At 65.2% G+C, this 25,233-nt stretch carries 18 protein-coding genes and 3 pseudogenes; 11 read left to right on the forward strand and 10 right to left on the reverse strand.

Annotated elements, in window-relative coordinates:
- The first annotated feature begins 45 nt into the window (after positions 1 to 45).
- Positions 46 to 859: pseudogene (locus ACVW1B_RS16420) on the forward strand (class I SAM-dependent methyltransferase).
- 9 nt (positions 860 to 868) lie between these two features.
- Here the strand turns inward: ACVW1B_RS16420 and ACVW1B_RS16425 are convergent.
- The 4 genes from ACVW1B_RS16425 to ACVW1B_RS16440 form a co-directional block, all read right to left on the reverse strand.
- Positions 869 to 1,168, reverse strand: a complete 300-nt coding sequence (locus ACVW1B_RS16425; RefSeq protein ID WP_253608285.1) for an acylphosphatase — start codon at positions 1,166 to 1,168, stop codon at positions 869 to 871.
- Entirely contained in the window at positions 1,165 to 2,031 is an 867-nt protein-coding gene (locus ACVW1B_RS16430) for an isocitrate lyase/PEP mutase family protein (RefSeq protein ID WP_253608284.1), read from the reverse strand. The genes ACVW1B_RS16425 and ACVW1B_RS16430 overlap by 4 nt, the downstream gene beginning before the upstream one ends.
- 120 nt (positions 2,032 to 2,151) lie before the next feature.
- The gene (locus tag ACVW1B_RS16435) at positions 2,152 to 4,167 is read right to left on the reverse strand and encodes an acetyl-CoA carboxylase biotin carboxylase subunit (protein ID WP_253608283.1); all 2,016 of its coding nucleotides are present in this window, start codon (positions 4,165 to 4,167) and stop codon (positions 2,152 to 2,154) included.
- A gap of 197 nt (positions 4,168 to 4,364) precedes the next feature.
- On the reverse strand, positions 4,365 to 4,571 hold the full coding sequence (locus ACVW1B_RS16440) for a hypothetical protein (protein ID WP_016840474.1): 207 nt from the start codon (positions 4,569 to 4,571) through the stop codon (positions 4,365 to 4,367).
- A gap of 343 nt (positions 4,572 to 4,914) precedes the next feature.
- Between ACVW1B_RS16440 and ACVW1B_RS16445 the strand changes: the two genes are divergently transcribed.
- Positions 4,915 to 5,694, forward strand: a complete 780-nt coding sequence (locus ACVW1B_RS16445) for a thermonuclease family protein (protein ID WP_253608282.1) — start codon at positions 4,915 to 4,917, stop codon at positions 5,692 to 5,694.
- A gap of 80 nt (positions 5,695 to 5,774) precedes the next feature.
- Positions 5,775 to 8,243 (forward strand): PAS domain-containing hybrid sensor histidine kinase/response regulator, encoded by a 2,469-nt coding sequence (locus tag ACVW1B_RS16450; protein WP_253608281.1) that lies wholly within the window; start codon positions 5,775 to 5,777, stop codon positions 8,241 to 8,243.
- 19 nt (positions 8,244 to 8,262) lie between these two features.
- Here the strand turns inward: ACVW1B_RS16450 and ACVW1B_RS16455 are convergent, their stop codons facing one another.
- From ACVW1B_RS16455 to ACVW1B_RS16470, 4 genes and pseudogenes are all read right to left on the reverse strand, one after another.
- Complete coding sequence (locus ACVW1B_RS16455; RefSeq protein ID WP_456821804.1) at positions 8,263 to 8,559, reverse strand: septal ring lytic transglycosylase RlpA family protein; 297 nt, start codon at positions 8,557 to 8,559, stop codon at positions 8,263 to 8,265.
- A gap of 105 nt (positions 8,560 to 8,664) precedes the next feature.
- A complete protein-coding gene (locus ACVW1B_RS16460; protein ID WP_253608280.1) occupies positions 8,665 to 9,114 on the reverse strand; it encodes a PPC domain-containing DNA-binding protein in 450 nt (149 codons plus the stop codon).
- Positions 9,115 to 9,195: 81 nt separating this feature from the next.
- Positions 9,196 to 11,899 (reverse strand): annotated as a pseudogene (locus tag ACVW1B_RS16465) (bifunctional diguanylate cyclase/phosphodiesterase).
- A gap of 124 nt (positions 11,900 to 12,023) precedes the next feature.
- Positions 12,024 to 12,518 carry an ArsI/CadI family heavy metal resistance metalloenzyme gene (locus ACVW1B_RS16470; protein ID WP_253608278.1) on the reverse strand — a complete coding sequence of 165 codons (495 nt, stop codon included), beginning with the start codon at positions 12,516 to 12,518 and terminating at the stop codon, positions 12,024 to 12,026.
- Positions 12,519 to 12,612: 94 nt separating this feature from the next.
- On the opposite strand from ACVW1B_RS16470, the gene ACVW1B_RS16475 reads away from it, so the two are divergent.
- The 5 genes from ACVW1B_RS16475 to ACVW1B_RS16495 all read left to right on the forward strand — a co-directional run bounded on the left by ACVW1B_RS16475 (position 12,613) and on the right by ACVW1B_RS16495 (position 19,815).
- On the forward strand, positions 12,613 to 12,840 hold the full coding sequence (locus tag ACVW1B_RS16475; protein ID WP_018272058.1) for a hypothetical protein: 228 nt from the start codon (positions 12,613 to 12,615) through the stop codon (positions 12,838 to 12,840).
- A gap of 92 nt (positions 12,841 to 12,932) precedes the next feature.
- Positions 12,933 to 13,283 (forward strand): hypothetical protein, encoded by a 351-nt coding sequence (locus ACVW1B_RS16480; RefSeq protein ID WP_143029738.1) that lies wholly within the window; start codon positions 12,933 to 12,935, stop codon positions 13,281 to 13,283.
- 113 nt (positions 13,284 to 13,396) lie between these two features.
- Positions 13,397 to 14,617: an efflux RND transporter periplasmic adaptor subunit gene (locus tag ACVW1B_RS16485; RefSeq protein ID WP_253608277.1), complete on the forward strand. Its 1,221-nt coding sequence runs from the start codon at positions 13,397 to 13,399 to the stop codon at positions 14,615 to 14,617.
- Complete coding sequence (locus ACVW1B_RS16490) at positions 14,610 to 17,834, forward strand: efflux RND transporter permease subunit (protein ID WP_456780401.1); 3,225 nt, start codon at positions 14,610 to 14,612, stop codon at positions 17,832 to 17,834. Before ACVW1B_RS16485 ends, ACVW1B_RS16490 begins: the two co-directional genes overlap by 8 nt.
- 139 nt (positions 17,835 to 17,973) lie before the next feature.
- The gene (locus tag ACVW1B_RS16495; protein WP_253608275.1) at positions 17,974 to 19,815 is read left to right on the forward strand and encodes an alkaline phosphatase family protein; all 1,842 of its coding nucleotides are present in this window, start codon (positions 17,974 to 17,976) and stop codon (positions 19,813 to 19,815) included.
- A 43-nt stretch (positions 19,816 to 19,858) separates the two neighbouring features.
- On the opposite strand, the gene ACVW1B_RS16500 is transcribed toward ACVW1B_RS16495, so the two are convergent.
- Positions 19,859 to 20,440 carry a hypothetical protein gene (locus ACVW1B_RS16500; protein ID WP_026192875.1) on the reverse strand — a complete coding sequence of 194 codons (582 nt, stop codon included), beginning with the start codon at positions 20,438 to 20,440 and terminating at the stop codon, positions 19,859 to 19,861.
- Positions 20,441 to 20,828: 388 nt separating this feature from the next.
- On the opposite strand from ACVW1B_RS16500, the gene ACVW1B_RS16505 reads away from it, so the two are divergent.
- Together ACVW1B_RS16505 and ACVW1B_RS16510 are read left to right on the forward strand one after the other, a co-directional pair.
- Positions 20,829 to 21,488: a peroxiredoxin gene (locus ACVW1B_RS16505; RefSeq protein WP_092088955.1), complete on the forward strand. Its 660-nt coding sequence runs from the start codon at positions 20,829 to 20,831 to the stop codon at positions 21,486 to 21,488.
- 21 nt (positions 21,489 to 21,509) lie between these two features.
- Complete coding sequence (locus ACVW1B_RS16510; protein ID WP_253608274.1) at positions 21,510 to 22,973, forward strand: cryptochrome/photolyase family protein; 1,464 nt, start codon at positions 21,510 to 21,512, stop codon at positions 22,971 to 22,973.
- On the opposite strand, the gene ACVW1B_RS16515 is transcribed toward ACVW1B_RS16510, so the two are convergent.
- Positions 22,970 to 23,842, reverse strand: coding sequence for a DMT family transporter (locus ACVW1B_RS16515; RefSeq protein WP_253608273.1), 873 nt, complete (start codon positions 23,840 to 23,842; stop codon positions 22,970 to 22,972). The two genes, ACVW1B_RS16510 and ACVW1B_RS16515, sit on opposite strands and share 4 nt — an antisense overlap.
- 563 nt (positions 23,843 to 24,405) lie before the next feature.
- Here ACVW1B_RS16515 and ACVW1B_RS16520 point away from each other — a divergent pair.
- Positions 24,406 to 25,233: pseudogene (locus ACVW1B_RS16520) on the forward strand (YkgJ family cysteine cluster protein).

Raw genomic sequence — 25,233 nt, forward strand, 5'->3', positions numbered from 1 at the left:
CCGTGCACCGGGTCGCCCGCGTCACGGCCGCAAGGGAGATTGCGCATGCCAGCGTCCGACAAGGAGTTCGTTGGGTCCATTCCAGAGCTTTACGACCGGCTCCTCGTGCCGATGATTTTCGAACCCTACGCACGCGATCTGGCGCAACGCGCCAAGGTGCTTGGCCCGCGCGACCTGCTTGAGACGGCAACCGGCACCGGCGCCGTCACCCGCGCGCTGGCGTCCGCGCTCGGCAGCGACGCCAGGATCGTGGCGACCGACCTGAATGAACCGATGCTCGAACGAGCGAAGTCACAGATGCCGGGCCGGACCGCAATCACCTGGCGGCAGGCCGATGCGCTGAACCTGCCGTTCGACAACGCGAGCTTCGACGTCGTCGCCTGCCAATTCGGCGCGATGTTCTTCCCCGACAAGCCCAAGGGTTATTCGGAGGCGCGCCCGTGTGCTGAAGCCAGGCGGCCGTTTCCTGTTCAGCATGTGGGGTCGCATCGAAGACAACGAGTTTGCCGACGTGGTGACCCAGGCATTGGCGGAGGTCTTTCCGGCCGACCCGCCGCGCTTCCTGGCGCGCACGCCTTATGGCCACTACGCGGCCGACCCGATCCGGGCCGATCTTGCAGCCGCGGGCTTCAGCAAGATCGAGATCGACGACGTTCGGCTGCAAAGCCGGGCGAATGCGCCGCATGATCCTGCGATCGGCTTTTGCCAGGGATCACCGTTACGCGGCGAGATCGAGGCGCGCGGCGGTATCGGCCTTGATGCCGCGACCGAGCACGCCGCGTCGGCGATCGCGCGCCGCTTCGGCAACGGCGCGATCGAAGGCCGGATTCAGGCGCTGGTGATCTCAGCGGTCGCGTAACGACGCGCTTCAGATCGTGGGCAGGACCGAGAACCGCTCCCCTGCCCGGCGCTGGTTCAAAAGATCGGAACTGCCAGATGCGGCGTGCACGGCAGCGACGCGCGCCGAGAACGGACCGCGGCCACATGCCGTGATCATTTCAGTGACGACGTCGTCGGGGCCGGCGAACACCGCCTCGACGCTGCCGTCACGGCGGTTGCGGACCCAGCCTTCGAGGCCGCGCGCGTTTGCCTGCTCGTCGACCCAGGCGCGATAGCCGACGCCCTGGACGCGGCCGCTGATGGTGACGTGGCGGATCACACCGCTCATTTCTTCAGACCGAGAAACTCGCCGCTGCGCGCCTTGGTCTCCGCCTCGCGCATGACGCGGCCGGTCAGTTCGGACGAGGCGATACCCTTGAGGTTCTTCGGCGAGGTGCCTTCGCGCAGCGCCTTCAGCGTCTCGTAGACGGCCTGGGTTGCGGCCGCGAATGGCGCGTGGCCTTGCAGCGCGATCCTGACGCGCCGGCTTGCCAGATAGTCGAGCGCGGTCATCTCCTCCGGCGCGCCGCCGAGCACGATCGGCAGCGTCGTCGCGGCCGAGAGCGCCTCCAACTCGCCACGCGATTTGATGCCGGTGAAGAACAAGCCATCGACGCCGACCGCCTCATAGGCCCTGGCGCGTGCGATCGCATCGTCGAGACCGGTGATCGAGACGGCACCGGTCCGGCCCAGGATGACGAGCGACGGATCGCTGCGGCCGTCAAGCGCCGCCTTCATCTTGCCGACGCCTTCCTCCAGCGAGATCAGCTGGGTCTTGGCCTGGCCGAACGCCTGCGGCAGCAGCGTGTCCTCGATGGTGAGGCCGGCCGCGCCGGCGGCCTCCACCTCCTGAACCGTGCGGCGGACATTGAGCGCGTTGCCGTAACCGTGGTCGGCATCGACGAGCACTGGCAGCGTCGACGCACGCGACATGCGGCGTATCTGCTCGGCGAATTCGGTCAGCGTGATCAGCGCAATATCGGGATCGCCGAGCACGGCGAGCGACGCCACCGAGCCGCCGAACATGCCGAGCTCGAAGCCGAGATCCTCCGCAATCCGGATCGAGGTCGCGTCATAGACCGAGCCCGGGCGGATGCAGGTCGATCCGGTGAGAATCGATCGCAGGGCTTCGCGGCGTTTGCGGAAGGCCATTTGCTATGTCCTATTCTCCGTCATTCCGGGGCGGTGCGAAGCATCGAACCCGGAATCTCATCTCGCTCTCAATCTCGAGATTCCGGGTTCGCGCGTACCGCGCGCCCCAATATGACAGGGTTACGCGAACTCCAGGATCAGCGCGTCGACCGCGAGCGTGGCGCCGGCGGCGGCGTGGATCTTCTTGACCGTGCCGTCGCGCTCGGCGCGCAGCACGTTCTGCATCTTCATGGCTTCGACCACCGCCAGGGTCTCGCCGGCCTTGATCTCCTGCCCCTCGGTCACCGCGATCGACACGACGAGGCCCGGCATCGGGCACAGCAACTTCTTGCCGGTGTCGGCGGCCGAGACCACCGGCATCAGCCGCGCCGAGGTCGCTTCGGTCTCGGTGAAGACATAGACCGGCACCTCAAAACCCTGATGCGCGAGGCGGAAGCCGCTGTTGATCGCCCGCACCTGCACGGCAACAAAGTTGCCGTCGATGGTGCCCTGCCAAACCGGATCGCCCGGGACCCAGCTCGATACGAGGTTATGAGGGTTGCCCGGCAGCCCGTCGGCGCCGATGAAGCGCACTGCAATCGCGTCACCCTCGCGCGCCACGTCGAGCGCGATCTCGGCACGGTCGAGCCACACCGCGCGGCGGCGCTCGCGCAGCACCACGCGGCCGCCCATCTGGCCGGAGATCTGCCGCTTGCGCTCGCCCAGCACGTGATCGATGGCGGCACCGACCGCGGCCAGCCGCCGCGCGATCTCGCCCTCGGGCGCGCGCGCCGAAAACCCTTTCGGGAATTCCTCCGCAATGAAGCCGGTCGACAGCCGGCCCTCGCGCCAGCGCGGATGGTTCATCAAGGCCGACAGGAACGGAATGTTGTGCCGGATGCCGTCGACATAGAAGGCGTCGAGCGCGGTCGCCTGCGCCTCGATCGCCGCGGCGCGCGACGGGGCGTGGGTGACGAGCTTGGCGATCATCGGATCGTAATGGATCGAAATCTCGCCGCCTTCCTGCACGCCGGTGTCGTTGCGGATCGTGATGCCGTCATGGCTGGCCTCGGCCGGCGGACGGTATTTCACCAGGCGCCCGATCGACGGCAGGAAGTTGCGGAACGGATCCTCGGCATAGACGCGGGATTCCACCGCCCAGCCGGTCAGCGTCACGTCCTTCTGCGCGATCGCGAGCTTCTCGCCGGCGGCGACGCGGATCATCTGCTCGACGAGATCGATGCCGGTGATCAATTCGGTGACGGGATGCTCGACCTGCAGGCGGGTGTTCATCTCCAGGAAGTAGAAGCTCTTGTCCTGGCCTGCGACGAATTCCACGGTGCCGGCCGAATCGTAGTTCACGGCCTTCGCCAGCGCGACGGCCTGCTCGCCCATCTTGCGGCGGGTGGTCTCATCGAGCAGCGGCGACGGCGCCTCCTCGATGACCTTCTGGTTGCGGCGCTGGATCGAGCACTCGCGCTCGCCGAGATAGATCACATTGCCATGCTTGTCGCCGAGCACCTGGATCTCGATGTGCCGGGGATCGACGATGAATTTCTCGATGAAGACGCGGTCGTCGCCGAACGACGACTTCGCCTCGGCCTTGGCGAGGTTGAAGCCTTCGGCGACCTCCGCCTTCGAATGCGCGATGCGCATGCCCTTGCCGCCGCCGCCGGCGGAGGCCTTGATCATCACGGGGTAGCCGATCTCGTCGGCGATCTGGACGGCGTGCTTGTCGTCCTCGATGACGCCGAGATGACCCGGCACGGTCGAGACTTTCGCCTTCGCCGCGGCCTTCTTGGATTCGATCTTGTCGCCCATCGCGGCGATGGCGCCGGGGTTCGGACCGATGAAGACGATGCCGGCGGCTTCCAGCGCGCGCGGAAACGCCTCGCGCTCGGACAGGAAGCCGTAGCCGGGATGCACCGCCTGCGCGCCGGTCTTGCGGCAGGCCTCGACGATCTTGTCGATCAAAAGATAGCTCTCGGCCGCGGCGGGCGGTCCGATCAGCACGGCCTCATCGGCCATCTCGACATGCAGCGCGTCGCGGTCGGCCTCGGAATAGACGGCGACCGTCTCAACCCCCATACGGCGCGCAGTCTTGATGACCCGGCAGGCGATCTCGCCGCGGTTGGCGATCAGGATTCGTTTGAACATGCTCTTCTTGCTTGGGCTTTTTCGGACTTCGAATTGTCCATTTGGCAGGATTCCTCCCCGCGCAATCTGGCACGGGCGATTGGGCGTAACCACTCCGTTGGTACAGCAAATTGCCCCGGAGGCAACGGTCTAATGCAGACCCTGCCTACTGCCCGGCCAGTCCAAGGTCAGTCCTCGGCAGTAGCCCGATCGGTATTTCAGCCCGAATAGGTCTTGAAGCGGCCACGCGAATGAGCCTTCGCGACGGCCTTCATCAGCTCGCTGACCTCGTTCTCCAGGAATTCATTGGCCACGATCAGCGCCCGGATAGTGGCACGCAGATTCCCCCCGCAGGCGGAAATGGCCTGATCGACAGCGGCTTCCAGCCCGTCATCGTCGTCAGATTCGGGCCGTGCAGACATCATGGGGTATCCGGGATTCAGGTGGCGCATCATGTTCCTATTTTGTTCCCATCAAGTCAATTGGATCTTTGATCGGGCGCGGCCTCCTGGGCCGTCTTTCTCTTCCGCCGCCAGCGCGCGAAGCATTGCAGGCTCCAAATGCCGGTGATGATTTCGGCGGAGGACGTTGATAACGAAACTTGCCCATGCGCACCGCTTCAATGGCAATTGTCCGGCCGTTCTACGTCGCGGAATGCCGATCGGGACGTGACGGTGCGCACGCCCCCACTCGCGAACAGTCCTTGGTTGGATCGTACCGGCTTGTGCTAGAAGTTCGGCTGCCCGCCAAAGATCTGAAGTTGAGAAAATGCGGTTTCGAAATCCGGTCGCCACGACGCTTCTCCTGGCCTTCCTGTCTGCAACTACCAGCCTGACTGCAACCGCAGGCCCCACGGCCACTGCGGTCATCAAGGACGCCGGCACCATTCAGCTCGGCAACACGACCTATCGGCTCGACGGCATCGACGCGCCGGCGGTCGATCAGCTCTGCATCGACGAGCACGCCGACGCCTGGACCTGCGGGATCGAGGCGCGCGACCAGCTGACCAGGCTGATCGGCGGCAAGCCAATTCACTGCGACGATATCGGCGTCGATCCGACCTTCAAGAAGCGCCGCCTCGGCGTCTGCAAGATCGAGGGCGACCCGACCAGCCTCAGCCAGGTGCTGGTCCAGAAGGGCTACGCTCTCAATGTCGAAAACTCGGCCACTGGCCGATTCAAGCCGGATGAAGCCACCGCCAAGGACAATCGTGCCGGGCTCTGGAAGGGCTGCTTCGTGGCGCCACGCGATTTTCGTACGGCCAGGAAGGACGGCGCCCTGCTCGGCAACGCCTGCCCCGCCGACCGCGACCAGCAGATCCGCAACGCGCTCTTCCCCGACGACCTGCCGATGCCGGCCAGCTGCAACATCAAGGGCAAGTACGCCGTGCGGGCCCGCGTCACCGGCAATGTCGGCATCTACCACCTGCAGGCGTGCCGCAGTTATCCAGGCCTCGGCAATCCGGATCGCTGGTTCTGCTCCGAGGAGGATGCACAGGCCGCCGGGTTCCGCCGGGCCTATAATTGCCGGCCGCCCAAAGCCAAGTGAAGGGCAAGTGATCGCGATAAATCAAGCTGGCAAAGCCGCCGCGTCCTGTGTGAGACTGCACCGAGAGGTTGCCGGCGCGTATGACCCCATCCGATCCCGCTGATGTGCTTCCCGAAGCTGCGGCAGCCGAACGGCTGCGGCAGCATCTTGAGGAGATCGCGCGCGAACGCGATCGCGCCCATCGCGAGCTCCAGGAGCGCGAGGCGGAGCTGGCGCGGATCCAGCGCATCGCGCGGGTCGGCGGACTCGAGATCGATTTCCGCGACGGCGTGCGCAACCGCCGCTCTCCCGAATATCTCCTGGTGCATGGGTTGCCACCCGAAGAGGTCAACGAGACCTATGAGAACTGGGTCGCGCGCATCCACCCCGAGGATCGCGAGCGCACGATCCGGCACCTGTTCGGCGTGCTCAAGGCCGGCGGCGAAGACTACACGGCCGAATACCGCATCATCCGCCCGAACGACGGCGAGAGCCGCTGGATCCGCGTCGTCGCCAAGATCGAGCGCGACCGCAGCGGCCGTGCGCTGCGGCTGGTCGGCGCCGATCTCGACGTCACCGATCAGATGCTGGCACAGGAGACCCTGCGCGAGAGCGAAGAGCGCTTCCGCCTGATCGCCGACAGCGCGCCGGTGCCGATCTGGGTGACCAAGCTCGACCGCACCCGCTCCTTTGCCAACCAGGCCTATCTCGACTTCCTTGGACTGCCGTTTGAGGAAGCGATCGTGTTCGACTGGCGCAAGGCGCTGCATCCGGATGACCTGCCGCAAATCCTGCAGGAGCAGATCACCGGCGAGCTCTCGCTGAAGCCATTCGTGCTCGAGGCCCGCTATCGGAACGCCGCAGGCGATTGGCGCTGGCTGCGCTCGGAATCGCAGCCGCGCTGGGACCCGAACGGCAAGCACATCGGCTTCATCGGCGTCGCCCACGACATCACGGCGGCCAAGGAAGCCGAGATCGAGCTTCGCAAGCTCAACGAGTCGCTGGAGCGGCGCATCCTGGAGCGCACCGCGCAACTCGAATCCCGCGAAGCGCAGACGCGCGCGATCCTGGAAACCAGCCATCAATACCAGATGCTGCTCAACCGCAATGGCGGCCTGCTCTACAGCAACCAGACGGCGCTGGCCGGTATCTGTACCGATGCCGCCGACGTCGTCGGCAAGCCGTTCTGGGACACGCCGTGGTTCGCCGCGACCGAGGGCATGCCGCGCGTGATCCAGAATGCCTTCGCGACCGTGATGCGCGGCGAGGAAGTCAAGATCGAGATGCAGCTGCGCCTGCCGATCGGCGAGCGCTATTTCGATTTCGCGATGCGGCCGCTGCAGGACCAGCACGGCACCATCGTCGGCGCCGTTCCGGAGGCCGTCGATATCACCGAACGGCGCCGCGGCGAGGAAGCCCTGCGGCAATCGCAGAAGATGGAAGCCGTCGGCCAACTCACCGGCGGCGTCGCGCACGATTTCAACAACCTGCTCACCATCATCCGCTCCGCGACCGACTTCCTGCGCCGCCGCGATCTGCCGGATGACCGGCGCCGCCGCTATATCGATGCGATCTCCGAGACCGTGGAGCGGGCCTCCAAGCTCACCGCCCAGCTATTGGCATTTGCGCGCAGGCAACCGCTCAATCCGGAAGTGTTCAATGTCGGCACGCAGGTCGACAGCGTGACGCAGCTGATCCGCCCGCTGGTCGGCGCGCGGATCCACATCGAGGTCAGGATCGAGGATCCCGACTGCTTTGCGATCGCCGACATCGGCCAGTTCGAGACCGCGCTACTCAATCTCGCGGTCAACGCCCGCGATGCCATGAGCGGCGAAGGCCAGCTGACGATCGGCGTCCGGAAGGTCAAGAATATCCCTGCCCTGCGCGCCCAGGCCTCGCGCAGCGGCGATTTCGTCACGGTCTCGATCCAGGACACCGGCACCGGCATCTCGCCGGAAAACCTCGACGCGATCTTCGAGCCGTTCTTCACGACCAAGGAGGTCGGCAAGGGAACGGGTCTCGGATTGAGCCAGGCCTTCGGCTTCGTCAAGCAATCCGATGGAGACATCGAGGTCACCTCTACGCCCGGGCACGGTGCGACCTTCACCATCTATCTGCCGCACGCGATGCGCCCGGCGGACGCCAAGGTCGCAGCCCGCGCGGGCACCGAGCAGGCTTCGATCGGCCGCGGCTATCGCGTCCTCGTGGTGGAGGACAACGACGATGTCGGCCAGTTCTCCACCGAGCTGCTCGAGGATCTCGGCTATTCGGTCAAGCGCGCGGCCAATGCCAATGCCGCGCTCTCGATCCTCTCGGAGAACGAGTTCTCCGCCGACTTGGTGTTCTCCGACGTGATCATGCCGGGCATGAACGGCGTCGAGCTCGCCGGAATCATCCGCGATCGCTTTCCTGGACTGCCGGTGGTGCTGACCAGCGGCTACAGCAACGTGCTCGCCGAGAACGCGCACAGCGGCTTCGAGCTGATCCAGAAACCCTATTCGGTCGAGGCGCTGTCACGGACGCTCCGCAAGGCGATCGCCGAACAGCGGGCGACTGCTTCCAGGCCCTGATCCTGCCGCCGGCCGCGCTCTACTGGATCACGACATGCGCGACGCCGAGCTGAAGGATGCCGAGCGCGCGGGCCGCCGTGGTCGACACATCGATGATCCGTCCACGAAGGAACGGGCCCCGGTCGTTGACGCGGCACCGGATCGATTTTCCCAGATACGAGACGGTGATCATGCTGCCGAATGGCCGCTTGCGATGCGCGCAGGTCATCTCGCCACTCCTGCCGATGCCACGATAATAGGACGCAAGGCCACTCTCTGCGTTTGCCATGCACGAGGCAAACAGCAGCATGGCCGCGGACGTTGCTGCGGTTTTCATTGATCGCCTGCCGGTCGAGCCCCGCAAGGGAACGCGGTTCCACGGGTTCGGTTCCGCGCCTCAGCGTCGGCAGGTCGATTTTTAGGAACTTTTCGGCGGAAAGCGTCAGGCGGTCGCGGCTGGATCGATCAGGGCGATGCCGAGCTCGGATCGCTTCCGCCGGCGAAGCCTGGCGGGGGCTTCCGTGACCACAACCTCCAGCGTCGGCCGAACGATGCCGGCAAGCAGATGGCCGCCGCGTGTCGATCCATCCGACAGTCCGAGCACGATGTGAATATGCAGGCTGGCCTTGCCGTCGTCGCCGGTCGCGATATCGCCGATCGCGCACAGCAATTCGCATTGCTCGTTGATCTCGATCTTCCGGTAGCTCTTGGATGCGAAATCGAACCAGCCGACGGTTGCCCGCTCGAACGCGCCGATCGCAGTGAGCGACGCCGCCGTCACCTTCGCATCATTGGCGAACTTCGTCAGCGCGCCGAACGCTTCCTCGCCGCTGTCGAGCACGACGACGTGAACCTGCGCGCTCGGCGCATCGGACACGAGCTTGCTCTTCATGGACCGCCTCGCCTCTCAAGAGCTTCCACTCTCAATCGGAGACGGCGACGATTGTTCCTGACGGACCGGATCGGCAGGCGCTCAGGCGGCGACGCAATCGGCCGCGAGCAGCGTCCGCAGGTCCCGCGCAGGAACCGGCCTGCTGAACAGGTAGCCCTGCATCTGCGTGCAGCCGAGCATCTGCACGGTGTCGCGCTGCTGATCGGTCTCGACGCCCTCGGCAGTGGTGATCATGTTGCGGTCGGCTGCGATCGAAACCACGGCGCGGATGATCGAGGCCGAGCCGCTGTTGCGGGTCACTTCCTTGACGAAGCTGCGGTCGATCTTGATCTTGTCGAACGGGAAGCGTTGCAGATATTGCAGCGACGAGTATCCGGTGCCGAAATCGTCGAGCGCGATGTGGAGACCGAGCGCGCGGAGCTGGCCGAGCGTGACCAGCGCCGCATCGTCGTCGGCGATCAGCACCGCCTCGGTGATCTCGAGCTCGAGCCGGCGCGGGTCGAGCCCGCTGTCGGCAAGCGCATTCGCAACCTTCAGCGCCAGCGTCTCCGACTTGAACTGGATCGGCGAGACGTTGACCGCGACGCACACATGCGCCGGCCAGGCTGCCGCCTCGGTGCAGGCGGTGCGCAGCACCCACTGCCCGATCTCCTCGATCAGCCCGGTCTCTTCGGCAACCGGTATGAACTCCGCCGGCGAGATCATGCCGCGCACGGGATGCCGCCAGCGCAGCAACGCCTCGCAGCCGGTCACCTCGTCGCTGCGCAGGTCGACCAGCGGCTGGTAGTGCAGCTCGAAGCCGCCCTCGGCCAGCGCGATACGCAAATCGGCCTCCAGCACGCGGCGCAGATTGGCCTGCGCCTCCATCGCCGGATCGAAGAAGCGATGGGTCCTGCGGCCCGCCGCCTTGGCGGCGTACATCGCAAGGTCGGCACATTTGAGCAGGCGGAACAGATCGGAGCCGTGGCGCGGGGCGATCGCAATGCCGATGCTGGCGTCGCTCGACAAATGGTGGCCGAGGCAGTCGAACGGCGTGCGCAGCGACTGATAGATGCGTGCGACCAGGTCGCCGACGTCGTCGTTCGAGGTGATGTCGTGCTGGACGATCGCGAACTCGTCGCCGCCGAGCCGCGCGATGAAGTCGTTCGACCCGACCGACTGGCGCAACTTCTCGGCCACGCGCCGGAGAAACTCATCGCCGATCAGATGGCCTAGCGTGTCGTTGATCCGCTTGAACTCGTCGATATCGATGTAATGGATGGCGAACTCGCGCGTGGCGGCCTCGAGCAGCAGCCCTTCCGCGTGGCGCTGGAACAGCGTCCGGTTTTGGCAGATTGGTCAGCGCGTCGTAATGCGCGAGATACTCGATCCGCGCCTGCGCACGCCGCCCGTCGGTGACGTCCTCGAGAGTGGTGGCCCAGCCGCCGTCGGGCGCACGCTTATAGATCAGGCGGATGCTGCGACCGTCAGGCGTCATGATCACGGAGTCCCGAACCTCATCGCCCCTCGGGTTGGTGAAGCGGGCGCAGTACTCGTCGACGTCGCCGACAAACGAGCCGATCGCCTGGCGATGCAGGATCAGCTCGCGCAGATGGCAGCCCGGCCTCGCGACATCAGGCGAGAGGCCGAACATGTCGATGTATTGCTGGTTGCAGATCACGAGCCGCGCCGAGGCGTCGAACAGCAGCAGCCCCTGCGTCATGGTGTTGATGGCGGTGTCGAGGTGCTGGCTCTTCTCGGACAGCCGGCGGCTTGCCGCATCGTGCTGCCGCTGCAATTGGCGGACGATCAGGAAGACCGCGAAGCTGATGATCAGTACCGCCAACACGGCCGCGCAGAATTGCAGTTTGGTCTGGGTGCGCCAGTCCTCCAGCGCGCTCGATGTCTTCGTGGTAGCGAGGATCAGGATCGGAAAATGCGACAGCGATCTGACCGCGCCGACGCTCTCCTCGCCCGAAGCGCCAACGAACCGTCCCGAGGTGTTGCCGCCAAAGCTGATGACCTTCTGGAACACCGGCAGGTTGATGATGTTGCGACCGATCACGCTGGCATCCTGCGGATAGCGCGCGATGATGGTGCCGTCGCGGTGGATCATCGAAATCACGGTGTCGCCGCTCAGTGCCAGCGAGGCGACGAAATCCTCGAAATGGCTCGGCTCGACACCGCGGCTCGCGAAGCCGATGATCTCGCCGTTGCGCCCGGTGATCTTGCGCGCAAAGATCGTGGTCCAGTTGCCGGTCACCTTGCTCATTGCGGGCTCGACGATCACGGGTGAGGTCGGACGCCCCGAAGTGAACTCGTGGAAATAGCGCCGGTCCGCAACGCTGATGTCGGGCACCGGCCACATCTCGGATGAGTTGATCAGCCATCCCTTGGCGTTGAACAGATTGAGCCCGCCGACATGCGGCAGCGCCGCCAGCCGCGTGCGCAGCATCTCGTGCGCGCTCAAGAGCGACATATTCTTTTCGAATTGATCGGCGGTCTCGACCTGCTCGGCCCGCAGGTAATTCACGATGTCGTCGTGGACATGCTGGAGATCTGTAAGCTGCTGGTCGAAATGCCGCGACAGCAGCAGCGCAGTGTTGTTGAGCTCGCGCTCGGACATCTCCAGCGCGCGCTCGCGAAACTGCAGCGCGAGATAGCCGGTGCCGAGCGTGATGGCGAGCACCAACAGCGCGGCGCTCAAGACGAGCCACTGGATCGCGCCCATCCTGCTGGCGCGCAACACACCCTTGATCGACAGCCGCCGGTATTCCGGCACGCTGCTCGTTGAGACAACCGACATTTTCCTGCCCCTGTGGATGCCCTTGTACGGGAACACAACCCAAGGGGTGGTTAGGAAAATCAGTTATCGGACGGTTAAGGCCAACGTGGACTCGCGCAGAGCCGGCCCCTCGGCCGCTCCATACTCACGAGCTGCAGCAAGCCGAAGCCTCCGGCGGCGCGGCCTTGGGCTGTGGGGCGCAACACGCGCTCTGTTTGTCTTCCTGCTTCTCGTGCGCCACTCGCGCGGTCCGCTCGCCGGTGCCGTCGCCATAGACGATGCTCTCACAGGTCGTATGGAACGTCTCCCAGGCGATCCCCGCGGGATCGTCGATCCACGACTTCTCGGACTTGGCATAGCAGCACACCGTCTGGCCCTGCTCGATGACCTCGCCGCCGGCCTTGCGCAGCCGTCCGTACACCTCGCCGAGCTCTTCAGCGCTCTCGACCTGAATGCCGAGATGGTCGAGGCCCGGTTCGCGGCCGCGGCTCGAGATCGCGAAGTTGACGCGGGGATCGTCGAGCATCCATTTGGCATAGTCGGATTTCACGACCGTCGGCTCGGCCCCGAACAGCGCCGAGTAGAAGCCGACCGATTGCGGGATATCCTTGACCGCGACGTGAACATGCATGCGCTTCATGGGGCAGTCCTTTCAGGGCGGCGACGCTGGATGGATATTCCATCCCAAGCATGCTCAGATATCAACAGCGTTACAACAGGAGTTCTGCTGCGGAATGGATGCGCTGACGCTGTTCGGGTTATTCGCCGTGACCATGATGCTCGTCTGCTATGCGGCCGAAGATCGCAGCCCCTGGTTCATCCTGGCCTTCGCTGTCTCCTGCGCGCTCGGCTCGGCCTACGGTTTCCTGCAGGGCGCCTGGCCGTTCGGCCTCGTCGAAGCGATCTGGGCGGTCGTCGCGGCGCGCCGATGGCTGCTGCGCCGAACCGCAGACAGCGCGTAACGTTATAGTATCCACGGCCAATCTGTCGCGGACGCGAACTTGAATGCGCGCTAGCACGGCGCTAAGTAGGCCTCATGGACGCTTCGCGCACCATGATTCAGTCTTCCCCTCACGCGACGGGATCGCGCCGCTGGCGCAGCCTGCTTGCGGGACTGATTTCGCTTGCGCTGGTGCTGTCGTTCTTCCACGGCTGGACCTCCGACGGCGATGCCGACGCGGCTCCCGGTTTCTCGATCGCGCAGCCGATCAACGACGCCGGCGGCAAGGCTCCGGCGCATCCCGCCTCGCCTCACAGCGACCATTGCCTGACGCACGTCGCCTCCGTGGCTCCGCAGGAGGCCGCGTTCCCGATCGCCTATGCACCGCACAGCTACGGCGACACCAACATCGGGCTGCCGGCTTCGGCCGATCGCCGCTCGCCCTTCAAGCCACCCCGCGCCTGATCCGGTCGACATGACCGGCCGTGCGCTGCTGCCATTCGGCAGCGCGCACCCTTCCGCACAGATCGATGTCGCGACAGCGCAGGGCCATCGGCCTGCGCTGCGGAGAGGCGCATATGAAACGGGTTGTTCTATTTTTCGCCGGCGTGGCCGCCGGCATTGCACTGGTCGTTGTGGCGGCCGGATGGATCGGTTGGCCGGTCAGGTTCCCGGCCGCGATGCAGGAGACTGCGACGACAGACACAAAGGCCGAGGCCCGGCACGAGGCCCCCGGACATATCGAGCTGAGCGAAGACCAGGTTCGCGAAGCCGGCATCACGTTCGCGCAAGCCAGCGGCGGCATGCTGAAGCGGCATTTCCTCGCGCCGGGATCGCTGATCCCCGATGCGGATCACATCGGCCGGGTATCGGTGCGCGTGCTCGCGACGGTCACGGAACTGCGCAAGCGCCTCGGCGATGTCGTCGAGAAGGGCGAGATCGTCGCCGCGATCGAAAGCCGCGAGGTGGCCGACGCCAAGAGCGAATACCTCGCCGCACGGCTCACCAACGATCTGCAGCAGACCCTCTACGCGCGGCAGAAGACGCTGGTCGAGACCCGCATCGTGTCGGAAAACGAGTTCCTGCGCACGCGGCTGACCGCGAACGATGCCCAGATCAAGCTCGACGGCGCTCGGCAGAAGCTGTTTGCGCTTGGTCTCTCGGAGGCCGAGATCGCCGACCTGCCGAACCAGCCCCCGGAGAGCCTGCGGACGCAGTTCTTGCGCGCGCCGATCAGCGGCCGGGTGTCCGAGCGGCGCGTCGATCTCGGCGGATTGATCGGGCGCGAGGGCCAGGAGAGCGAGCTCTATGTCATCGTCAATCTCGATGACATCTGGGTCGACCTCGCGGTCTCACCCGAAGACATCGGCGCGGTCCGCGAAGGCGTTTCGGTAAGAATCCGGGCCATCGGCACCGAAGATGAAGCCAATGCCGGTGTGATCTTTGTCAGCCCCCTGCTCGACCGCGAGACCCGCAACGCGCGCGTGATCGCGACCATGCCCAACAAGGACCACCGCTGGAAGCCGGGTACCTTTGTCACCGCCGAGGTCCCGCTGTCAGGCGCGCCGTCGACCGTGATCGTCTCGAAGAAGGCGCTTCAAACCATCAAGGGAACGCCGACCGTGTTCGTGCGCGATGCCGACGGCTTCGAGGCGAGATCGGTGCGGACCGGCCGCGAGGACGACGACGATATCGAGATCGTTGCCGGCCTCACAGCCGGCGAGACCATCGCGGTACAGAACACCTTCACGCTGAAGGCGGAGTTCGAGAAGGACGAGGCGGAGCACGACCATGATTGAGCGCATCATCGGTCTTGCGATCCAACGGCGCTGGGTGGTCGTCACATTGGCGGCGATCGCGATGTTCCTCGGCGGCCTTGCGCTGACCAGGCTGCCGATCGACGCGGTGCCCGACATCACCAACAAGCAAGTCCAGATCAACACCGTGGCCCCGGCGCTGTCGCCGGCCGAAATCGAGAAGCAGATCACCTTCCCGATCGAGACGGCCCTGGCCGGCGCGCCGGGGCTCGAGAGCACGCGCTCGCTCTCCCGCAACGGCTTCTCGCAGATCACGGCGGTGTTCAGCGAGGCCACCGACATCTATTTTGCCCGCCAGCAGGTTGGCGAGCGCCTGACCGAGGTCCGCGCGCGGCTGCCGCAAGGCATCGAGCCGCGGATCGGCCCGACCTCGACCGGCCTCGGCGAAATCTACATGTGGACCGTCCATTATTCCGGGCAGAAAGTGCAGGCCGACGGCGCGCCGGGCCTGCAAAGCGACGGCCGCTTCCTGACGGCGGACGGCCAGATGCTGCAAAGCGAGGTCGAGAAGGACGCCTATCTGCGTACCGTGCAGGACTGGATCATCAAGCCGCAGATCAAGATGGTGCCTGGTGTCGCCGGCGTCGATACGATCGGCGGATACCTCAAGCAGTATCAGGTCCATCCCGATGCGGCGAAGCTGATCGCGCTCGGCCTCACCTTTGCCGACGTCGCCAAGGCGATCGAGACCAACAATGTCAGCCGCGGTGCGCGCTATATCGAGCGCAACGGCGAAGGCTTCGTCGTGCGCTCCGGCGGCCGGCTCGAGAACATCGACGAGCTCGGCGCCGTCGTCGTCACCACCCGCGGCGGCGTCCCGGTCCGGATCCGCGACCTCGCCACGCTTTCGATCGGCGGCGAGACGCGCACCGGCAGCGCCAGCGAGAACGGCCGCGAGGTCGTGGTCGGCACCGCGCTGATGCTGATCGGCGCCAACAGCCGCACCGTGTCGGCCGCGGTCGACGCCAAACTGCTGACAATCATGCCGTCCTTGCCGGCCGGCATCGAGGTCAAGACGGTGCTGGATCGGACCCAGCTGGTTGATGCAACGATCGGCACGGTGGCGCGCAACCTCAGCGAAGGCGCATTGCTCGTGATCGCCGTGCTGTTCGTGCTGCTCGGCAATTTCCGCGCGGCATTGATCACGGCGCTGGTGATCCCGGTCGCGATGCTGATGACCGCGATCGGCATGTGGCAAGGCCGGATCAGCGCCAATCTGATGAGCCTCGGCGCGCTGGATTTCGGCCTGATCGTCGACGGCGCCGTGATCATCACCGAAAACAGCCTGCGTCACCTCGCCGAGAAGCAGCATGCGCTCGGCCGCGTGCTGACGCGCGATGAACGGCTGGCGACGGTGCAGGCCTCCGCGGTGGAAATGGTGCAGCCGAGCCTCTACGGCCAGGCCATCATCCTCCTGGTCTATGTGCCACTGCTGACCTTCACCGGCGTCGAAGGCAAGATGTTCGAGCCGATGGCGCTGACCGTGATCCTTGCGCTCGCGGCCGCCTTCGTGCTGTCGCTGACACTGGTTCCGGCGCTGATCGCGATCGGCATCACCGGCCGCGTGCAGGAGCAGGAAAACCGGCTCGTTGCCGCCCTGAAGCGCTGCTACAGCCCGCTGCTCCGGCGCGCGGTTGCAACGCCGATCCCGGTCATCGCGGTGGCGGTCGTGCTGTTCGCGACCGCCCTGTTCGGGTTCTTCCGCCTCGGCCAGGAGTTCATCCCCTCGCTCGACGAGAAGAACATCGCCATGCACGCGCTCAGGATTCCGAGCACAGCACTGTCGCAGTCGCAGGCGATGCAGCTGTCGGTCGAGAAGGCCGTCAGCCGCTTTCCGCAGGTGTCGTTCGTCTTCTCCAAGACCGGCACCGCGGAGGTGGCGAGCGATCCGATGCCGCCGAACGCGTCCGACACCTTCATCATCCTGAAGCCGCGCGAACAGTGGCCGGATCCATCGCTGACCAAGGAGCAACTGATCGAGGACATCTCGAAGGCGGTTGGCCGGCTGCCCGGCAACGTCTATGAATTCACCCAGCCGATCCAGATGCGCTTCAACGAGCTGCTCGCCGGCGTTCGCGGCGACATCGCGGTCAAGGTGTTCGGTGACGAGTTCGGGCCGATGCAGAAAGCCGCCAACCAGATTGCATCAGCGCTGCGCAGCGTGCGCGGCGCGACCGACGTCAAGGTCGAACAGGCCGGCGGCCTGCCCGTGCTCGAGATCAAGGTCGACAAGGGGGCGATCGCCCGGCGCGGCCTCAGCGTCTCTGCCGTGCAGGACGTGATCGGTGCCGCGGTCGGCGGCCAGGATGCCGGCGTTGTGTACGAAGGCGACCGCAGCTTCGACATCGTGGTGCGATTGCCGGAGAGCGTGCGCTCCGATCTCGAGGCGCTGAGCAATTTGCCGGTCGCGTTGCCGAAGGCAACGCCGAGTTCGCCGGTGCAGAGCCTGCCGCTCAACCGCGTCGCCCAGTTCTCCTTCACCGAAGGGCCGAACCAGATCAGCCGCGAGAACGGCAAGCGCCGCATCGTGGTGACAGCCAATGTTCGCGGCCGCGATCTCGGCTCGGTGGTCGAGGAAGCCCAGGCAAAAGTCGCGCAATCGGTGCAGCTGCCGCCGGGCTATTGGATGACCTGGGGCGGCCAATCCGAGAATCTTGCCGCGGCGCGACAGCGCCTGGCCGTGGTGGTGCCGGCGTGTTTTGCGATGATCTTCCTGTTGCTGCTGGCGGCGATGGGCTCGGCCCGCGATGCGCTGCTGGTGTTCAGCGCGGTGCCGCTAGCGCTCACCGGCGGCATCGCCGCACTTTGGCTGCGCGGCATGCCGTTCTCGATCTCGGCGGCGGTCGGCTTCATCGCACTGTCGGGCGTTGCGGTGCTGAACGGGCTCGTGATGCTGAGCTTTATCAGGCAATTGCGCGAGCGCGGCGTGCCGATGCGGGAAGCCATCGAGCAAGGCGCCCTCACCCGCTTCCGCCCCGTGGTGATGACCGCATTGGTGGCCTCGCTCGGCTTCGTGCCGATGGCGTTCGCCACCGGCACCGGCGCCGAGGTGCAGAAGCCGCTCGCTACGGTCGTGATCGGCGGGCTGATCAGCGCGACCCTGCTGACGCTTGCCGTGCTGCCGGCGCTCTATGCCCGGTACGGGCATGCCGGCAGTGCTGCGCGCAATGGGAGAACCGCGATTCAGCCTGCCGAATGACGGTGTGTTGACCGACCGTCCGCGGGAGAAATCCGGCCGTTACAGCGCCGAACAAGCGCTGTAACATTTCTGTCATATGGCAAAACTAAACGAAGACTGCGGCGGGCTGCCGCGGGGCTTCATCAGGGGGAATAACAATATGCGTCGTGCCATTACCTTACTGTCCGCGAGCATGATCGCGCTTTCGGCGGGCGCCGCCTCGGCGCAGAACGCTAACCCCCGCAACCTCATCCTGTTCGTCCCCGACGGTCTGCGCGGCGGCATCGTGACGCCGGAGACGGCACCGGCCATGGCCGAGATCCGCGACAAGGGCGTCAATTTCAAGAATTCGCACTCGCTGTTCCCGACCTTCACGATGGCTAACAGCTCGGCGCTGTCGACCGGCCATTATCTCGGCGACACCGGCACCTTCTCCAACACGATCTATACCGGCTACACCTCGGTGCCCGCCGGCGACACCGTGGTCCCCTTCATCGAGAACGACGCGGTGCTCGCCGATGTCGACGATCACTTCAACGGCGACTACCTCAACGAGGAGACGCTGCTGAAGATGGCCCGCGGCCAGGGTTTCAGCACCGCCGCCATCGGCAAGGTCGGCCCGACCCTGCTGTTCGACCACACCGATCGCGGCAAGAACACGATTGTGATCGACGATTCCACCGGCGGCAAGACCGGCGTGCCGCTCTCCGACGAGATGAAGGAGGCGCTGACCAAAGCGGGCCTGCCGCTCGCCACCCCGAGCCGCGGCGACAACGCCAAGGCGGGCGACGCCAAGACACCCGGCACCACGGTCGCCAACGTGGCGCAGCAGGCCTACATGGCCGACGTCGCGACCAAGGTCGTGCTGCCGATGTTCAAGGCGCGCAACAAGCCGTTCGTGCTGGTGTTCTGGTCGCGCGATCCGGACGGCAGCCAGCACAACACCGGCGACAGCCTCAACACCATCACCCCCGGCATCAACGGCCCGACCTCGATGGCCGGCATCAAGAATGCCGACAACAACCTCGCGCAGCTGCGCAAGGCGCTCGACGAGCTCGGGCTTTCCGCCGACACCAACATCATGGTCTCCTCCGACCACGGCTTCTCGACGATCTCGAAGGAGAGCAAGACCAGCCCCTCGGCCAAGATCGTCTATGGCGACACGCCGAAGGATTTCCTGCCGATGGGCTTTCTGGCGATCGACCTCGCCAAGGCGCTGGACCTGCCGCTGTTCGACCCCAACGACAAGAACGCGAAGGTCGCCGACAATGCCCACCCGAAGGCCGGCAACGGCGTGCTCGGCCAGGATCCGGCCAAGCCTGACGTCGTGATCGCGACCAATGGCGGCTCGGATCTGATCTATCTGCCGAACCGCGACAAGAAGCTCGCCGACCGCGTCATCAAGGCGCTGCTCGAGCAGGACTATGTCAGCGGCCTGTTTGTCGACGACAAGCTCGGCACCTTCCCCGGCACGCTGCCGAATTCGAACCTCAATCTGAAGGGCAAGGCGGTGACGCCGAACCCGTCGATCGTGGTCAATTTCCGCTCCTGGTCGAGCGGTTGCGAGATCCCGACCAACTGCTCGGTGCAGGTCGCCGACACCGTGCTGCGCCAGGGCCAGGGCATGCATGGCAGCTTCAGCCGCGGCGACACCTTCAACTTCACCGCGGCGATCGGCCCCGACTTCAAGGCGGGCTATGTCGATCCGCTGCCGGTCAGCAACGCCGATGTCGGCATGACCGCGGCCCAGCTGCTCGGCCTGCGCGCGCCGAACAATGGCGGCTTGATCGGCCGGGTGATGTCGGAGGCGCTGCCGAACGGCATCGTGCCGAAGATGGCCGAGGGCACCATCATGTCGAAGAAGCCGTCGGCCAACGGCCTGCGCACCGTGCTGAAATTCCAACGCGTGCTTTCGACCCGCTATTTCGACGTCGCCGGGTTTCCGGGGCGGACGCTCGGGCTCGAGGAAACCGGTGGCAAACAGAAAACGGCGGGGAAGTAATCCCCGCCGCTCTGCTCGAATTCCAGTCACGCGGGATGATGGTTTACATCATTCCGATGTCGAACACGTTGGGGAGCTGCGCCGCGAGCGGCAGCGCAGTCGCGCCGACCAGCGTCGCCACCATCGCCGCCAGCGCGCGGCCGGTGCGGCGCTGACCGCGCATCTGGCCCGCGATCCACTCCAGAACCTTGGTGTCCATCTTGGCGCCCTGCCTCGGCGCCCAGCGATCGATCTCGGTGTCGGGCGACAGCGCCACCGTGCGCGGCGGCACCGGCAGGCCGGACTCGGAGGCGGCATGATGGGCGATCGCCTTGGCGAGCAGATCGTCGAACCGGCCGCCATCGCTGCGCTCGGCGGCGGCCTCGTTGATCGCGAACAGCGCCTCGATCTCGGCCCGGCTGACCGGCTGATGCTCAACCGCGGCCGCCGTCAGGATGCGCGCGCACCAGGCAGCGTCATCGGCATCGAGCGACCGGGAGAAATGGATGCGGCCCTTGGTGGTCGGGCCTTCGCCGGTGATCACGCCGTCGCGCACGATGGTGAGCGCATGGGCGGCAGTCTTGCGGCAGGACGGATGCAACGCACCGCTGAGAGGCTCAGCGGTCTTGGTACTTGGGGTAGACATTGTGGGAGCTTTCAATTCCTATCTCAGGCCAGCTTTTCCATGCGGGCGTAAACGAGTGGTTAATGATTCGGAACTTGCGTTCCGAGATTTTTAGATGGTTGCTATTTGGTCGCTTTAAACGTCGTCACGGTTCAGTCCTATAGCAGCCAGGGCCGGCGTGATGACTGCGATAAGCGGCATTATCTGGGCATTTCCAAGCCTTTGTGCCGCAGCTGATATTTCGCCGTAGGGATCCGGATCAAAACAAGTTGCTTGGAATTCCACCCTCAAGGAGAAATGTTTCACCTTTTTTCAGAACCCGTTCACTTAAGCCTTATCCCGTCCTATACTGGAACAGACAGCCTCAAATACAAATTCAATCGCAACTTCAAAGAGATGAGGTAAAATCATGGCACTTCAGATTGGCGCCGTCGCCCCCGACTTCGAAGCCGAGACCACCGAAGGAAAGATCAAGTTCCATGACTGGATCGGCAACAGCTGGGCGCTTTTGTTCTCCCATCCCAAGGACTTCACCCCGGTCTGCACCACCGAGCTCGGTGCGCTCGCCCGCCTGAAGCCTGAGTTCGACAAGCGCGGCGTCAAGCTGATGGGCTTGTCGGTCGACCCGGTGGACCGCCACGCCAAATGGTCCGACGACATCAAGGAAACCCAGGGCGCGGCGCCGAACTATCCGATGATCGGCGACACCGATTTCAACGTGTCGAAGCTCTACGACATGCTGCCGGCCTCGACCTCGGGCGATCCCCTCACCCGCACCCCTGCCGACAACCAGACCGTCCGCAACGTGTTCGTGATCGGACCGGACAAGAAGATCAAGCTGGTGATGGTCTATCCGATGACCACCGGCCGGAATTTCCAGGAGATCCTGCGCTCGATCGACTCGCTGCAGATGACCGCCAAGCATCGCGTCGCCACCCCTGCCGACTGGAAGCAGGGCGAGGACGTGATCATCGCGGGCTCGGTCAGCGACGACGAGGCCAAGACGATCTACCCGCAGGGCTGGAAGGCGCCGAAGCCTTACATCCGCATCGTGCCGCAGCCGAAGTAACGGCAGGCTCACTGCGTCCGGGTGACCCGCGCACAGCCGATCATCGTCTGGTTTCGCGACGATCTGCGGCTGTCGGATCACCCGGCGTTGCATGAGGCGGCGGCAAGCGGCGCGCCGGTCGTCGGCCTCTATGTGCGTGACGAAGAGAGCTGTGCATTGATGCCGCCGGCCGTACGTCGGCTCGGGGGTGCGACGCGCTGGTGGCTGGCGCAGTCGTTGCGCGCACTCGGCAAGAGCCTCACCATGGCAGGCGGATCGCTGGTGCTGCGCACCGGACCGGCCGCGTCGGTGATCGCCACGGTGGCGCGCGAAATCGGCGCACGCGCCGTATTCTGGAACGACATCGCGCAGGCACCGCATCAGGCCGTTGCCAGAGAAGTCGAAGCCGCGCTCGCAAGTGACAGCATCGACTCGCAAATTTTCCGCGGCGATCTGCTCGTCGAACCGAAGGCGATCCGCAACAAGGACAACCGGGCCTTGCGCGTGTTCACGCCGTTCTGGCGGCGCGTCCAAGGCCTCGGCGATCCGCCAAGGCCGTTGCCGGCGCCGAAGAGACTCACATCCATCGGCGGCATCGCGAGCGACGCCCTCGATGACTGGGGTCTCGAACCGACACGGCCGGATTGGGCCGGCGGCCTGCGCGAGACCTGGACACCGGGTGAAGCCGCGGCGCAGGCGCGGCTGAAGCGATTCCTCGATGAGGGGATCAGCGGTTACGCCGACGACCGCGATCGGCCCGACCGCGACGGCACCTCGCGCCTGTCGCCGCATCTGCGCTTCGGCGAGATCAGCCCGCGGCAGGTCTTTCACGCGGCCCGCTTCGCCGCCGCGGAAGACTCGCGCCTTGCCGGCGACATCGACAAGTTCCTCAGCGAGCTCGGCTGGCGCGAATTCTGCCGCCATCTGCTGTTCGACGTCCCCGATATGGCGGATCGGAACTTGCAGGAGCTGTTCGATGCCTTTCGGTGGAGGCGCAACGCTCTCGCCCTGGAGGCGTGGCAACGCGGACTCACCGGCTATCCGATCGTCGATGCCGGCATGCGCGAGCTCTGGCACAGCGGCGTGATGCACAACCGGGTGCGAATGGTGGCGGCCTCGTTCCTGGTCAAGCACCTCTTGATCGACTGGCGCACAGGCGAACAATGGTTCTGGGATACGCTGGTCGATGCCGATGCCGGCTCCAACCCCGCCAACTGGCAATGGGTCGCGGGCTGCGGCGCTGACGCCGCGCCCTATTTCCGCGTCTTCAATCCGGTCCTGCAGGGCGAGAAATTCGATCCCGACGGCGGCTATGTCAGGCGCTGGGTGCCGGAGCTCGCGCAGCTCTCCAACGAGCTGATCCATCAGCCCTGGACAGCGACACCGATCGAGCTGGCGAGCGCCGGCATCGAACTCGGCAAGACGTACCCGCCGCCGATCGTTGATCACAAGCAGGGGCGCGAACGCGCGCTTGCAGCTTACGCGAAGATCCGTCGCAAAGACTAAGCGCGGCGATTGACCAGCAGCACCGCCGCGGCGCAGGCGGCCATGCCGGCAATGGCGACATGATCCAGCCGCTCGTCGAACAGGACGTAGGCCATCAGCGCGGTCACCGCCGGCACCAGATAGAACAGGCTCGCGACCGAGGTCGCGGCATGGTGACGGATCAGCCAGTACAACAGCCCGATCGAACCGATCGACAGCGCGAACACGAGCCAGGCCAGCGCCAGCACGAACTCGCCGGTCCAATGCACCACATTGGTCTCGAACACGAAGGCGCCGATACCGAAGAAGATCGTCACCGCGATGTACTGCACCAGATTGCCGGCGCGCCAGTCGATCCGGTTGCAATAGCGCCGTTGGTAGAGCGTGCCCAAGGTGATGCTGATCAGCGAGACGCCGGAGGCGAGCCAGCCCCACCCCGCCTCGCTCGTCATCGGCCGGTTGTGCAGGATCAAGACGACGCCGGCGAGGCCGAGCACCAGTCCGCCCCATTGCAGCGGCGTGACGCGCTCGCCCAGCCAGCGGTTGGCAATGGTCGAGGTCAGGATCGGCTGCAGGCCCGGGATCAAGGCCGAGAGCCCCGCCGGAACCGAATGCGCGATCGCAATCGCGGTGCCGCCGAGATAGAAGCCGTGCACCAGGATGCCGGCGACCGCGCTGTGGAAAATACCAGTCCGGTCCGGCCAGTTCGGCCGCGCGATCGCGGCGATGACCGCCATCACCACCACCACGAACGCCATCCGGATTGCCAGATAGGTCAGCGGCTCCGCATTGTTGATGACGTATTTGGTGCCGATGAATCCGGTGCTCCACAGCACCACAAAGATCGCCGGCGCCAGACGAGCGGCAGTTTCCTCGAAGCTCTTGTTCATTGCAGGCTGTCATTGCCCGAAGATGAGGCAGCCAGCAATCGCGAATTTTGGCGGGGTGCCGCGCCCGTTTCCGCAAGCACACTTTCGTCCCGGCGCAAGCAGGGACCCATACTCCGCGGCGGTTGTTGTGAACGGGACCCGTCGTATCAGCATCGCGCAATAATCAGCATTCGTGGTTACGGGTCCCTGCTCCCGTGCGCAATTGCGCACTAGGCAGGGACGACACTGAGTGTGTTGCGCGGTCAGTGGTGTGCGCGAGGGGTTGCCCGTCGGGTCGACTTGCCGCGGTAACAGCGGCTCGCGAGCTCGCCGGCTCGTCAGCCCTCTCATGCGATGCGAAGCGCCGGCCGCACGCGCTGCCAATCACGACGATTTGTCCTCAGGGATGCCATGCGCGTTTGTCGGATGCGACATGCCGCCCTCGCCGATACGCTTCGGTAGAATCTCGCAGCCGTCGGTCGCGGCACGTTCCGGATTGCACTGGAATATACCGTCGCCGAATACCGGCGGCCAAAAACACTGCACAAGAAGAACCGGCCACGAGCCGGACAAGAAGAAAAACAATGGATCAAGTGGCGTTGGTCGTCGTTCGGGCGGTCGAGAGCGGCGCGACGACGACGAAAGATATTATCGGCGTGACCAGATTGTCGCGTCTCAAGGTCGAGCGTGCACTGAGCACGCTGGAGAAGCAGAAGCTGCTCCTCCGCGAACGGCAGGGCTCGTGGGCCCTCGGCTTTCCCGTGGCTCCGACGGTCAGGCAATGTGGATCATGCACCCTCTGCTGCAAGGTGCTTGAGGTGACCGATCTCGGCAAGCCGGTGAATACGGTCTGCAGCCACATCCTGGCGGGCGGCGGATGCGAGATCTACCACGAGCGTCCCCGGCAGTGCCGCTCATTCAGCTGTGCCTGGCTGCAAGGCCACCTCGATGATGATTGGTTTCCCGAGACCACGGGCATGGTGCCGCATTTCGGGCTCGACGCGCTGAATGTGCAGGTCGACCTCGATGATCCCGACCGCTGGCGCGAGGAACCCTATTTCAGCAAGCTGTGCTAACTTTCGTTGAAGGGCCTCAGGGTAAGTGAAGGGCGGCCGTATGCCACCCTCGTCATCGTCGGTCAGGATCGCTACCTGCTGCTCGGGCGGACCATCGTGCCCGATCCAACCCTGTTCGGCACCGCCTTCGTGCCGATTTCGCTCGACACCTTCCGCTACTGGAAGGCAACATCGCTTGAGCATCTGCAGCGGTTGAACGATCGGGTCATGGAGATCCAGCGCATCCAGCAGGAGTTCGGCCATTGCGCCATCCCTGACGACGACGATCCCTCCCCGCCTTACCGGCCGGCTCTGCTCCAACGGTCGAAGGAACTGGGCGTGATACGCACGACGTGA

The organism is Bradyrhizobium sp. USDA 4502 (genome assembly GCF_054063355.1).

Coding starts and splice junctions, on each gene's coding strand:
- ACVW1B_RS16435 (WP_253608283.1), bottom strand. CDS start 4,167: ATGTTCAAACGAATCCTGATCGCCAACCGCGGCGAGATCGCCTGCCGG.
- ACVW1B_RS16460 (WP_253608280.1), bottom strand. CDS start 9,114: ATGAAGAGCAAGCTCGTGTCCGATGCGCCGAGCGCGCAGGTTCACGTC.
- ACVW1B_RS16490 (WP_456780401.1), top strand. CDS start 14,610: ATGATTGAGCGCATCATCGGTCTTGCGATCCAACGGCGCTGGGTGGTC.
- ACVW1B_RS16500 (WP_026192875.1), bottom strand. CDS start 20,440: ATGTCTACCCCAAGTACCAAGACCGCTGAGCCTCTCAGCGGTGCGTTG.
- ACVW1B_RS16440 (WP_016840474.1), bottom strand. CDS start 4,571: ATGATGTCTGCACGGCCCGAATCTGACGACGATGACGGGCTGGAAGCC.
- ACVW1B_RS16450 (WP_253608281.1), top strand. CDS start 5,775: ATGACCCCATCCGATCCCGCTGATGTGCTTCCCGAAGCTGCGGCAGCC.
- ACVW1B_RS16445 (WP_253608282.1), top strand. CDS start 4,915: ATGCGGTTTCGAAATCCGGTCGCCACGACGCTTCTCCTGGCCTTCCTG.
- ACVW1B_RS16485 (WP_253608277.1), top strand. CDS start 13,397: ATGAAACGGGTTGTTCTATTTTTCGCCGGCGTGGCCGCCGGCATTGCA.
- ACVW1B_RS16495 (WP_253608275.1), top strand. CDS start 17,974: ATGCGTCGTGCCATTACCTTACTGTCCGCGAGCATGATCGCGCTTTCG.
- ACVW1B_RS16425 (WP_253608285.1), bottom strand. CDS start 1,168: ATGAGCGGTGTGATCCGCCACGTCACCATCAGCGGCCGCGTCCAGGGC.
- ACVW1B_RS16470 (WP_253608278.1), bottom strand. CDS start 12,518: ATGAAGCGCATGCATGTTCACGTCGCGGTCAAGGATATCCCGCAATCG.
- ACVW1B_RS16515 (WP_253608273.1), bottom strand. CDS start 23,842: ATGAACAAGAGCTTCGAGGAAACTGCCGCTCGTCTGGCGCCGGCGATC.
- ACVW1B_RS16480 (WP_143029738.1), top strand. CDS start 12,933: ATGATTCAGTCTTCCCCTCACGCGACGGGATCGCGCCGCTGGCGCAGC.
- ACVW1B_RS16455 (WP_456821804.1), bottom strand. CDS start 8,559: ATGAAAACCGCAGCAACGTCCGCGGCCATGCTGCTGTTTGCCTCGTGC.
- ACVW1B_RS16505 (WP_092088955.1), top strand. CDS start 20,829: ATGGCACTTCAGATTGGCGCCGTCGCCCCCGACTTCGAAGCCGAGACC.
- ACVW1B_RS16475 (WP_018272058.1), top strand. CDS start 12,613: ATGGATGCGCTGACGCTGTTCGGGTTATTCGCCGTGACCATGATGCTC.
- ACVW1B_RS16430 (WP_253608284.1), bottom strand. CDS start 2,031: ATGGCCTTCCGCAAACGCCGCGAAGCCCTGCGATCGATTCTCACCGGA.